Genomic DNA, 12,639 nt, shown 5'->3' on the forward strand with positions numbered 1-12,639 from the left:
AAAGTAATTGAAAAAATTAACAAACAAGAAAATGACCATAAAGAACTTAATTCTTACATTCTTATTCTCTGCTATAAGCATTAGTTTATCTGGACAAGAAAAACACCTCAAAACAGTTAATGAAGCACAAGAACTATCAGACAAGGTCGTTTCATTGTTTTATCAAAACAAAATAACTGAAGCTTTTGACGCATTAATTCCTTACTGGCCAATGCCAGAAAACGAATTAATGGCTATTGAAGAGAAAACAATAAAATATCTTAACATTATAGAGCAAAGATTTGGCGAATCTATTGGAAACGTTAAAGTTAAAAATGAAACAATATCAGATATCGCAATAAGGGAAACTTACTTAATAAGATATAATAGTAGTGCCATTAGATTAATATTTACCTATTACAAAAATGATAATGGTTGGATCGTAAATGCCTTTAAATGGGATGATTCATTTTCTGAAGAATTTAAAGAAGACTAATGTTATTATTGTTGAACAGTAGCGATTTCATTTCACTATAACAAATTTATTATCAAATAATTATACGCATTTCGTTTTCTTAATCTAAAACCTCAAAATTGAAAAGGTTAAGATCATTAACAATCCATACAAAATGTAAACACAATGTTTAGACACCAAGGTAAAAGCAGAACCTTAAAACACAATCTGCAAATTGCAACAATACTATCCTTTGTTGCTGGTATAGTAAATGTTACTGGATTTTTAGCATTCAGCCAATTAACAACGAATGTTACTGGGCATTTTGCTCTCTTTATTAGTGATGTAGCCAATTTTGAATTCTGGAAAGGAACTGTATATTTTCTCTATATTTTTTCCTTTTTGTTTGGCTCTTTTTTATCTAGTTTTTTAATTGAAAAATTTAGAGGTAACAAAAAACTGAATGTGTTTTTTCTACCAACACTAATTGAATGTCTAATTTTAACATCCATTGGTCTATTTGGGAGTTTAACAGAAAGTGAATACTCAGACTTAATTGTTTGTTCACTATTATTTGCAATGGGACTACAAAACTCTTTAGTTACAAAGATTTCTGATGCCGTAGTAAGAACCACACATTTAACAGGTTTATTCACCGATTTAGGAATTGAAATTTCTCAACTATTCTTCCTAGAAAATCATCCAAATACAAAACATATAAAATCTACAATTAAACTGAGAGTTTACATTATATGTTTTTTCTTTCTTGGTGGATTTATTGGTGGATTTCTTTATTCTAGATTAGAGTTAGAACTGTATACTTTAATCTTTGCTGCCATAATTCTGCTCGCAAGTTTGTTTTATGATGACATGAGATTTACTTTAATTAAATCTAAAAGGAAGTATAACCAAAGGAAAAACTACTAGTCAATAGTTTTTCTTTTATGAACACTAAAGTTAATTTCGAAGCCTAATGAATTAAACAAATTCAGCTTCAAACAATACCTCAAAGTGCTTTAAAATCTTTGCTTTTACTTCAGCTTCATCAACTAAATCAACACCCAATTCATTATTCAAGGTCGTTACTGCTTTGCCTCTAATGCCACATGGAATAATGTTATCAAAATAACCTAAATCAGCATTCACATTTAATGCAAAACCATGCATGGTTACCCATCGGCTTGCTCTTACTCCCATTGCACATATTTTTCTAGCAAAAGGTGTCCCAACATCTAACCAAACACCAGTTTCTCCTGGACTGCGCTCTGTCTTTAAACCATAATCGGCTAAAGTGAGAATAATAACTTCTTCTAAAAAACGCAAGTATTTATGTATATCGGTAAAAAAATTATCGAGATCTAAAATAGGATAACCAACAATTTGTCCTGGACCATGATATGTTATATCACCTCCTCTATTTATCTTATAAAAAGTAGCTCCTTTTTCTTTTAATTGTTCTTCAGAAAGTAGCAAATTAGAAAAATCACCACTTTTACCTAAAGTGTAAACATGTGGATGCTCCACAAAGAGAAAATGATTTTCTGTTACCAAACCAGCATCTTCCCTTCTGTTTTTTATTTTAGTATCTAAAATGGCTTTAAAAAGAGTCTCTTGGTAATCCCAAGATTCTTTAAAATCTTTTGTCCCTAAATCTTTAAGTTGTATCGTCTTGTTCAAAACCTTAATCTTCTAAAACTATGTTTAAATTCATTAGTGTATCGTCTTTATTAATTTCAGACAAAGAGACTTTATAAAAAACGGTTTTTCCGTCATCTGAGAGCGTAGCATTTGCATTAGAAACCGACTTTACTCTTTTAGGAAACGTATAGGTTAAGGTATAAAATGAAGATGAAAAAATCTCTTCAAATTGCATTTCTAATTGCTTGCCAAAATCATCTTCATCAGCTCCGCTTTCTTCATCCGAAGACTCTTCATCTTCATTATTATTAATTAATGATGCTGGTTGTATTCTACTAAACGTGTTATTAGCGAAAGAATAATTAACCTCCTCCGTCTTTGTTAGTTCGTCCATTTGGCCTGCAGGTGCCTGACCATCTTCATTCCCAATGTCTTTTACTATTCCCATAGCATTATCCATTTGGTCGCTTATAGACTCTAAATCCTTTACAGATTTAAAAGGCTTTATCATACTAAAATCAAATACATGGTTGGCTTCATCCATGCTAATAGTCATGGTAATATCTCTTAACTTATCTAACTTCGCTCTTTCTTCAACTGAAAGTGCGGCAATACTATCTTTATGTGTTTTATACAAGTCATTAAAAACAATAGTAGTGTCCATTTTTTTCATGTCAGATTCTGGTTTAGAAGACCCCTGAGAACCTGCCAGTTGCATCATTGGAGACAAATCGAAGGATGTTTTAAATTCACCACTCATATTATCATTAAACACAATAGATTCGGTAACATTACAGCTTGTTAGAAAAGCCATAAGCGTTAATAGTAAGACTACTTTTTTCATTTGAGAAGTATTATAAATTAGTTATGTACAAAGGTAACGAAAAAGAAGATTTCTTAACGATCAGGATTATTAAGTATTACTAAAGCCGCAATAACGCCAGGAACCCAACCACAAATCCATAAAATAAATGTGATAAGAATTGAGCCACAACCTTTGTCAAAAACGGCTAAAGGTGGAAAAATAATAGAAAGAATAACGCGCCAGATGCTCATAATTAATTTGATGATTTGATGTATACATAGGACGTGTTTCTACATAAAATGTTACACTTTTTGTGATTTCATGTTATTGAAATCAAAATAAAATTATGTAGTTTCGTTCTATGCGAGTAAAAATTCTTTTCGTTTTTTTAGCCATAACTTCGGTTTGTAAAGCTCAATATTCTTTTTCGGGTTATACAAATCCAGAAGAATGGGATCGCTCTGTTTACCTCTCAATTGTAGAAGATTACCGAAAAATGTCGGGTGTTTATTCCGAGCAAATAATTGCAAAAACTACGGCTGACTCTGCTGGTTATTTTGAATTTAAAGGCAATATACTAGATACAGAAAACCGTATTTATCGCATACATATAGATCGCTGTTCAGAAATTCAACAAGACGCTAATCACTTTAATGGACATTGTAGTGATAGTGAAGCACTTTTATTTATAGCCAAAAACACAGACAGTCTAAAACTTCCATTTTCCTTTGACAATCAAGTATTTTGCCACGTAGAATCTAATAACCCAAAAGCAAATGCCTTTGTAAAAATAGATTCATTAAAAAACGATATGCGTTTTGCCTATGGTGAATTTAGAAGCGAAGCTAACCGTAAATTAAACAACAAAAAGTGGTTTAAAACCCTTCAATATTATGGTGAAGCCTTAGATGAGCCTTTGGCTGAATTATACATTTATACGTATTTATCAGATAGAAGTAGTGAATTGCACAGCTATTATGTTGAAGATTTAAAAAACAATACTTATTACGACAATCTTAAAACAAGATTAGAAAATACTTACCCAAATGCGACCTACACTAAACAATATATCAATGAGTTAGAAGCTGATCGTTATATGCTAGCAGCATCTGCAGGTAAAACAACCTCCGATTGGAACCTTCTACTCTATTCCATTTTAGGACTTTCTGTGATTCTTAATAGCTTCTTCATGTATAGTTTTTGGAAACGAAACAAATCTAAGATTGAAGATTTAAAAGCAAAATTATCTAAACAAGAACAAGTTGTTTTAGAACATTTACTATTGGACAAAACCAATAAAGACATTGCTGAATCACTTTTTTTAAGTGTAAGCACAGTAAAAACGCACACAAACAACATCTACAAAAAATTAAACGTGCAATCTAGAGACGATGCAAAGTCACTATTTATCAAGTAGTTAAAAAATTAGAACCAGGTACTAGTACCGATTTCAACCCTTACTTTTTCAGAATTTACATTAAAATCCATGATGTTTGCTTTCATATAAATCTTAAAAATATTTTATCATGAAAAAAACATTAAACATTGCAATCCTTTTAGTTTTAACTCTAAGTCTTTTTAGTGCAGCACCAACTGAATTTGGAAAATACGACTCCAAAGTTGCTATTATCAAATTCAAAACTGAAGTTATAGACTACGGAATCATTACACAAAACTCTGAAGGCAAACGACTTTTTACCTTTACTAATACAGGTGATGCGCCATTATTAATTACCAATGTAAAAACAAGTTGTGGCTGCACAGTGCCAAGTTATTCAAAAGCGCCAATAATGCCAGGTAGTATTGGAGAATTAGAAATTAAGTACGACACCAAAAGACTAGGTGCTTTTACAAAAACGGTTACCGTTATGTCTAATGCTGAAGGTGGTAATAAAGTTTTGAAAATTAAAGGCAATATTGTTGCTACCAAGTAAAACATCAAATCACATAAAAATTGTCATTTCGAATGAGGTACGATTGAGAAATCTCAACTTAACTCTGAGATTTCTCATCGCTCTTCCGATAGTTATCGGAATCTCGCTATCGAAATGACAATTACCTCTAGTTCATCAATAGAGAAATCCCACTTTAAACTCTCAAACCAATCTAACTCATTCAATAATTAATTCATCAAAATGAAAACGAACATTTCAACAATCATAATCGCATTACTATTTATATTTCAAACTAATGCACAACAATTAAACAAGGAAATTAGTGAAGAAGGTGAAACACCATTTTTACTAGGCAAAATAGATAAAAAAGGGTTAGAAGGTGAGAATTATAAATCTTGGTTCACGCCAAACTATAATGATTATAAAACAAATTCTGAATTAATAAATACTATATCTTCAGAATTAAAAAATTATACAATAACACTATTTATGGGCACTTGGTGTGGTGATAGTAAGCAAGAAGTTCCTAAACTTTATAAAGTTTTAGAAGCTTGTCATTTTCCTATGGATCAATTAACAGTTATAGCTGTGAGTAGAAAACTAGACATGTATAAACAAAGTCCGCAACATGAAGAAGCGGGTTTAAATATTCACAGAGTTCCTACAATTATTTTTTATAAATATGGTAAAGAAGTGAATCGTATTGTAGAGCATCCTATTGAAACTTTTGAAGAAGACATTCAGAATATAATAACAACCAATGATTACAAATCTAACTATCAAATTGTAACAGCTGTTGATAATATTCTAAAGAAGAAAGGTGTAAAAGGCTTAAAACGCAAGCAGAAAAAACTTTTAAAAACATTTAAAGATGAAGTCCCAAACATGTACGGTCTAAATACTTATGGTTATATTTTGTATGGAACAGACCGCATTGAAGACGCGATTGCTGTATACAAACTAAACACTATGCTGTTTCCTGAACAAGTCAGAACCTTTATTAATTTAGCAAATACTCTCGGTACTTCTGGCAAAACAGAAGACGCTATAAAAGTGTTAGAAGACGCTATCAAATTACATCCTGACAATGAAGATTTAAAAGAAAATTTAGCGCTGATAAAATCAAACTAAAAAGGTGTTCTCTAATTTTTGTAAAAAGTGTAATTTTGCATCTGCTTATTTAAACAACAAATAAGCTTATAAAAATAAATAAGAATGCAACTTTCAGAACAAGAATTGGTAAGACGCCAAAAGTTAGAAAAGCTTAGAGCTTTAGGGATTAACCCTTATCCAGCGGATTTATTTCCCGTTAATCATACTTCTAAACAGATAAAATCTGATTTTGAAGAAGGTAAACAGGTTATCATTGCTGGTCGTTTAATGGCAATTAACATTCAAGGAAAAGCATCTTTTGCTCAATTGCAAGATAGCGAAGGTCGTATTCAAGTCTATTTTAATAGAGACGAAATATGTACAGGAGAAGACAAATCATTATACAATGATGTGTTTAAAAAATTACTAGATTTAGGTGATTTTGTTGGTATAGAAGGTACACTTTTCACTACACAAGTGGGTGAAAAAACCGTAATGGTAAAAGACTTTAAATTATTAAGTAAAGCTTTAAAGCCCTTACCTATTCCTAAGCAAAAAGATGGTAAAACTTATGATGCGTTTACAGATCCAGAAATGAGATACAGACAACGTTATGCAGATTTAGTGGTGAATCCACATGTTAAAGAAGTATTTGTAAAGCGTACAAAACTTTTTAATGCTATGCGTCAGTTTTTTAATGATGCTGGTTATTTTGAAGTAGAAACACCCGTTTTACAGCCTATTCCTGGTGGAGCTGCTGCACGTCCATTTACAACACACCACAACAGTTTAGACATTCCATTGTATATGAGAATTGCTAACGAGTTATATTTAAAACGATTAATCGTTGGTGGATTTGATGGTGTTTATGAGTTTTCTAAAAACTTCAGAAATGAAGGTATGGATAGAACACATAACCCAGAATTTACAGCTATGGAAATCTATGTATCCTACAAAGATTATAATTGGATGATGGATTTCTGTGAGAAATTATTAGAACATTGTGCACTTGCAGTAAACGGAACTTCTGAAGCTACTTTTGGAGAACATAAAATCAACTTTAAAGCACCTTATAAGCGTATTACTATGCGCGATTCTATTTTAGAATTCACAGGTTTTGACATTTACAATAAATCTGAAGACGAAATAAGAGCCGCTGCAAAAGGCATGCATATTGAAGTTGACGAGACTATGGGTAAAGGGAAATTGATTGATGAGATTTTTGGTGAAAAATGTGAAGGGAATTATATTCAACCAACATTCATAACTGACTATCCAAAAGAAATGAGTCCTTTATGTAAGGAGCACAGAGAAAACCCTGAATTAACAGAGCGTTTTGAATTAATGGTTTGTGGTAAAGAAGTCGCTAATGCCTACTCAGAGTTAAATGACCCAATTGACCAACGCGAACGTTTTGAGCATCAATTAAAACTAGCTCAAAAAGGTGATGACGAAGCTACTGAGTTTATTGATCACGACTTTCTACGTGCTTTAGAATACGGAATGCCTCCAACATCTGGTATGGGCATTGGGATGGATCGTTTAATTATGTTCTTAACCAATAACCAAAGTATACAAGAAGTATTATTCTTTCCGCAAATGCGACCAGAAAAGAAAAAAGTAGATCTTAGTGATAATGAAAAAGCAATTCTTGAAGTTTTAAAAGCTGAAAAACGAATGGACTTAACCGTTCTTAAATCTAAATCTGGTTTAAGTAATAAAGGTTGGGACAAAGGGATTAAAGGTTTAGGCAAACACGGCTTAACTAAAGTTGAAAAAACCGATGATGGTTTGTTTGTAGAGTTAGTATAATCTACATTATATAATATTCTTAATAAAAGGAACTATCAATTGATAGTTCCTTTTTTTTTTAGGAATCAATTACAAATTTCAGTACATTTATTACCAGCACTTTATAACCTTAATTTCAATGACATTCGGTATGTTAAAAAACTACGCAACATTCAGCTTATTTTTCTTTTTCACTTTATTCATAACCTCTCAAAATATAGCAGGCAATTGGAAGGTGATTTCTCTAGAGACTGGCGGAAATGTCGTTAATTTACCTTCAACTGTTTCAACAGCTCCATATCTTAATATCGACAGTTTTAATAGCAGTCCACCTACTGGATATGATCAATATTGGGGACGCTACATTAATGGCTATGGCATTTGTAATTCTTTTGAAACGTATTATGAAGCAGGACTAGAATCCATAAACTTAATTCCGTATTTTGAAACTACAGATAATATATGCGCTACGGCTGAAGAAATAGGTTTTGAAAGCCTATTCTTTTCAATACTACAAGTGCAAGGAGGTTTAACTTATTCGTTTTATAACAATTTACAAAACCTAAGTATTGTTAACGTTTTTGGAGAATTTATCAATTTAGAACATGAAGATGTATCTACAAACTCTTTAAGTGGTGAATGGTTTATATATTCTATTTGGGAATACGACCTTTTGTTTGAGAATACTTTTAATACAAGTTTAAACATCAATTTTTCGAATGAAAATGTAAATGGACAAAGTAACATTTATGGCAGCTCAATTTGTAATGGATTTAATGCTTATTATGATAATCCTATACAGACCAATTCTTTAATCATAAAAAATATGGGCTGGACACTTTTAAATTGTAACACTACGGATGAACAATATTTTGAATCAGCTTATGTGAATTTTTTCAATACCTACTCAGAAGATCTCTATACGTATGAAATATCAGGAAGTGGATTAGATGCAATTCTTCAGCTTAATAATGGATATGAAGGCACTATAACTTATGGAAGACAAGCCTTATCTGTAGATGATGTTGCAAAGCAATCCACAAAACTTATTACAGATAGAGTTGAGAACAAATTGCAGATTATATCTAACACCATCTTAACTAATTCACAGTACACAATTTTTGATATTGCAGGAAGACAAATAACATCTGCTAGATTAAATAATACTAAACATATTGATTTAATAGATTTAACTACAGGAATTTACTTCTTAACCATCAAGAATTCTTCAAATCAAATGGAGAACTTTAAATTTTTTAAAGACTAGTGTTCCTTTCAAAACGCTTAAAATTTATCGAATTATATCTTTTTTGTACATTAGCAACAAACCTTAACCTAAATCTATGTTATTTCAATTCAAAAAAATAGTTGTACTTCTTGTTCTAACACTAGTTTTTAGTTCTTGCGAAAAGGATGATTCCATTTCTCCTGTTGTTACCCCAGAAGTTGTAGCTGAATTTAAAGCCAACCTCTCTGAACTCAATTTATTTTCAGGTAATTTGAACCAATTAATCATAACAGAGAAAGCTTTTGAGTATAATATTAACACAACACTTTTCTCAGATTACGCACACAAACAGCGCATAATAGCTTTACCAACAGGTACTAGCTTACAATTTAATGGCGACGGCTTACCTATATTTCCTGACAATACAGTTATTGCAAAAACATTTTTTTACAATAGTGATGAGCGCGATTTATCCTTAGGAAAAACCATAATTGAAACGCGTATTCTTATTAAAATAAATGACAATTGGGAAACAGGGAATTATGTATGGAACGAAACGCAAACTGATGCTATTTTAGACACTGAAGGCAGCACGGTACCAATTACTTGGATTGACACAGATGGCAACCCTAACCCTACTTCTTATAAAATTCCATCGAGTACAGATTGTTTTACTTGTCACAGTAATAGTGATAGAATTTTACCAATAGGTCCAAAATTAAGGTCTATGAATTTTAATATTAACGGTGTAAATCAATTAGAGCAATTTATAAGCAATCAACAATTAAGTGGTGTAGCTAGCAGTAGCTCAGTTAGAAGTCTACCAAATTGGGAAGACACTTCACTTTCTTTAGAAACCAGAGCTAGAGCTTATATGGATGTTAATTGTGCACATTGCCATATTCCAGGAGGAACTTGCGCAGACCAATCTACTTTAAATCTAGCTTTTGAGACAACTTTAGAAGATAGTAATATTTTAGACCAGATTGCGCTTATAGATTATAGGACTTCATTTTATTTAGAAGGTATAAGTATGCCTTTTATTGGAACATCTATGCGACATACAGAAGGTTTAGATTTAGTTCAGAGTTACTTAAACACACTTAATTAATAGGCGTTAAATAAATACTAAAATCGGTTTTAAATTTAACAGATTCTTAATAGAATCCGTATTTTCATCCAAATTAATTAAAACCGACTAATTTGAAACATTTATCAATCAAACTACTCTTTGTAGTTTCTGCTTTTTTGGCATTTTCTTGTTCTACTGCAAAGAAAGCCGGAAAATCCAAAAAAGATGCCACCGCAATGGCAAAACCACCAGTAAAAAAACCTGGTAAAAACGACCCAAAACCTTACAACAAAGTCATTACTAAAGACGCAAAAAGTGATGGAGGTTTATTTACAGTCCATTCTGTAGACGAAAAATTCTATTACGAAATTCCAGATTCACTTTTTAACCGTGAAATGTTGATGGTAACTCGTATTTCTAAAACTGCTGCTGGACTTGGATTTGGTGGAGGAAAACAAAACGAACAAGTTTTACGCTGGGAGAAAAAAGGCAAAAAAGTAATTTTACGTGTGGTATCTTACAATGTGGTTGCTGCAGATTCACTTCCTGTTAAAGAAGCTGTTTTGAACTCTAACTTCGAGCCTGTTTTATTCACTTTTCCGATTGCTGCATTCAGCAAGGATTCTTCGAATGTTGTAATTGACGCTACTCCTTTATTTGAAAAGGATGTAAAATCTTTAGGTTTACCACAATTTAGAAGAACACCATACAAAGTATCGCGTTTAGAAAGTGACAAATCATTTATTGAAAACATAAAAAGTTACCCTAGAAACATTGAAGCAAGACATGTAAAAACATATGCTTCAGGAAGACCACCTTCAAATTCTAGTACTGGATCAATTTCAATTGAAATCAACAATTCAATGATATTGTTACCAGATAACCCAATGAAACGTCGTTATTTTGACAAACGTGTAGGTTGGTTTACAAGTAATCAAACCGATTATGGACAAGAAGATCAAAAAAGTAAATCTATTGAATTCCTAGATCGTTGGAGATTAGAAGTTAAAGATGAAGATTTAGAGAAATTTAAGCGTGGAGAATTAGTAGTTCCGAAAAAACAAATTATTTATTACATTGACAGAGCAACGCCAGAAAAATGGAGAAAATATCTAAAACAAGGTATTGAAGATTGGCAAGTGGCTTTTGAAGCCGCAGGATTTAAAGATGCTATAATTGCTATGGATCCACCTACTGTTGAGGAAGACCCAGAATGGAGCCCTGAAGATGTACGGTATTCTGTTGTACGTTATTTAGCATCTCCAATCCCTAATGCTAATGGACCTCACGTAAGTGACCCAAGAACTGGAGAAATTTTAGAAAGTGATATCAACTGGTACCATAACGTAATGTCATTATTACGTGGCTGGTTCTTTGTACAAACAGCAGCGATTAATCCAGATGCTCAGAGTCCTCAATTTAAGGATGAAGTTATGGGTCGATTAATACGTTTTGTATCTGCTCACGAAGTAGGACATACCTTAGGCTTACCTCACAACATGGGAAGTAGTGTTGCATATCCTGTTGAAAAATTACGCGATGCTGCATTTACTCAGAAGTATGGTACAGCGCCATCTATTATGGATTATGCTCGTTTTAATTACATAGCACAACCAGGTGATGAAGGTGTTGCATTAATGCCAGATATTGGAACTTACGATAAATATGCTATTGCTTGGGGTTACAGACCAATTTTAGACAAAACTGCTGAAGAAGAAAAACCAGTTCTTAACCAATGGATTATGGACCACGCAGGAGACCCAATGTATCGTTTTGGTCATCAACAAGTTGGTGATATTCACGATCCAAGTTCTCAAACTGAAGATTTAGGTGATGACGCTATGTTAGCAAGTGAATACGGAATTAAAAACTTAAAGCGTATTGTACCAAATTTAATTGAATGGACTACAGAGGCTGGAGAAGATTATGACGATTTAGAAGAAATGTATGGACATGTAGTATCGCAGTTTAATCGTTACATGGGACACGTTGCTAATAACATTGGTGGTGTTTATGAAAATTTAAAATCTACCGATCAAGAAGGCGCTGTTTATACTGCGGTACCAAAAGAACACCAGAAAAGAGCTATGGCTTTTCTTCAGGAGAACTTGTTTGATACACCAGACTGGTTATTAGACAAAACTATATTTGATCGTATTGAATATTCTGGTTCTGTAGACCGTATCAGAGCATTACAAGCTAGAACTTTAAACACTATTTTGAGTTTAGGTAAAATGCAACGCTTAACTGAAGCATATACTTATGATAGTAAAGCTTATGCTTTAACAGATATGATGAAAGATCTTCGCACTGGTATTTGGAGTGAACTACGTACTGGAAAGAAAATTGATACTTACCGTCGTAATTTACAACGTGCTCACATTGACAGATTAGAGTTCTTAATGAACGCAGAGAATCAAAGAAAAGCACCAGATTTTGGAGGTTACCAAAAATCTACAGCAGTAAATACAAGCCAATCTGATATTAAAGCCGTAGTCAGAGCTGAGTTAAAAACACTTCGTAGTCAATTACGAAATGCTCGAGGTGGCGATGCAATGAGTAGAATACATATTGCTGATGCGATAGAAAGAATTAACCTTATTTTAGATCCTAAATAATTAAACTAGGATATTATTTAAAAAGGCTTCAAGAATAATCTTGGAGCCTTTTTTTATTACAATTCAT

General features: G+C 32.4%; 12 protein-coding genes. 9 read left to right on the forward strand and 3 right to left on the reverse strand.

Annotation, left to right across the window (positions count from 1 at the left end; all coding sequences use genetic code 11):
* The first annotated feature begins 7 nt into the window (after positions 1–7).
* Complete coding sequence (locus Q0807_RS00045; RefSeq protein WP_299104912.1) at positions 8–475, forward strand: hypothetical protein; 468 nt, start codon at positions 8–10, stop codon at positions 473–475.
* Positions 476–619: 144 nt separating this feature from the next.
* The gene (locus Q0807_RS00050) at positions 620–1,360 is read left to right on the forward strand and encodes a YoaK family protein (RefSeq protein ID WP_299104913.1); all 741 of its coding nucleotides are present in this window, start codon (positions 620–622) and stop codon (positions 1,358–1,360) included.
* 51 nt (positions 1,361–1,411) lie between these two features.
* Here Q0807_RS00050 and lipB read toward each other — a convergent pair whose 3' ends face one another.
* From lipB to Q0807_RS00065, 3 genes are read right to left on the reverse strand one after another with little or no spacing between them, the layout of a single operon-like run.
* Positions 1,412–2,110, reverse strand: coding sequence for a lipoyl(octanoyl) transferase LipB (lipB, locus tag Q0807_RS00055; RefSeq protein WP_299104915.1), 699 nt, complete (start codon positions 2,108–2,110; stop codon positions 1,412–1,414).
* A gap of 4 nt (positions 2,111–2,114) precedes the next feature.
* Positions 2,115–2,915 carry a hypothetical protein gene (locus tag Q0807_RS00060; protein ID WP_299104917.1) on the reverse strand — a complete coding sequence of 267 codons (801 nt, stop codon included), beginning with the start codon at positions 2,913–2,915 and terminating at the stop codon, positions 2,115–2,117.
* 53 nt (positions 2,916–2,968) lie between these two features.
* Positions 2,969–3,127, reverse strand: a complete 159-nt coding sequence (locus Q0807_RS00065) for a YqaE/Pmp3 family membrane protein (RefSeq protein ID WP_299104918.1) — start codon at positions 3,125–3,127, stop codon at positions 2,969–2,971.
* Between the two features lie 110 nt (positions 3,128–3,237).
* Between Q0807_RS00065 and Q0807_RS00070 the strand changes: the two genes are divergently transcribed.
* The 7 genes from Q0807_RS00070 to Q0807_RS00100 all read left to right on the forward strand — a co-directional run bounded on the left by Q0807_RS00070 (position 3,238) and on the right by Q0807_RS00100 (position 12,572).
* On the forward strand, positions 3,238–4,293 hold the full coding sequence (locus Q0807_RS00070) for a response regulator transcription factor (RefSeq protein ID WP_299104920.1): 1,056 nt from the start codon (positions 3,238–3,240) through the stop codon (positions 4,291–4,293).
* Positions 4,294–4,402: 109 nt separating this feature from the next.
* Positions 4,403–4,810: a DUF1573 domain-containing protein gene (locus Q0807_RS00075; protein WP_299104922.1), complete on the forward strand. Its 408-nt coding sequence runs from the start codon at positions 4,403–4,405 to the stop codon at positions 4,808–4,810.
* Positions 4,811–5,011: 201 nt separating this feature from the next.
* Complete coding sequence (locus tag Q0807_RS00080) at positions 5,012–5,902, forward strand: thioredoxin family protein (protein WP_299104924.1); 891 nt, start codon at positions 5,012–5,014, stop codon at positions 5,900–5,902.
* An 84-nt stretch (positions 5,903–5,986) separates the two neighbouring features.
* Positions 5,987–7,675 (forward strand): lysine--tRNA ligase, encoded by a 1,689-nt coding sequence (gene lysS / locus Q0807_RS00085; RefSeq protein ID WP_299104927.1) that lies wholly within the window; start codon positions 5,987–5,989, stop codon positions 7,673–7,675.
* Positions 7,676–7,805: 130 nt separating this feature from the next.
* A complete protein-coding gene (locus Q0807_RS00090) occupies positions 7,806–8,921 on the forward strand; it encodes a T9SS type A sorting domain-containing protein (protein ID WP_299104929.1) in 1,116 nt (371 codons plus the stop codon).
* Positions 8,922–8,997: 76 nt separating this feature from the next.
* Entirely contained in the window at positions 8,998–9,993 is a 996-nt protein-coding gene (locus Q0807_RS00095; RefSeq protein ID WP_299104931.1) for a hypothetical protein, read from the forward strand.
* Positions 9,994–10,085: 92 nt separating this feature from the next.
* Entirely contained in the window at positions 10,086–12,572 is a 2,487-nt protein-coding gene (locus Q0807_RS00100; RefSeq protein WP_299104933.1) for a zinc-dependent metalloprotease, read from the forward strand.
* Positions 12,573–12,639 lie beyond the last annotated feature (67 nt).

It is taken from the genome of uncultured Winogradskyella sp. (assembly GCF_947495255.1).
Taxonomy (GTDB): domain Bacteria; phylum Bacteroidota; class Bacteroidia; order Flavobacteriales; family Flavobacteriaceae; genus Winogradskyella.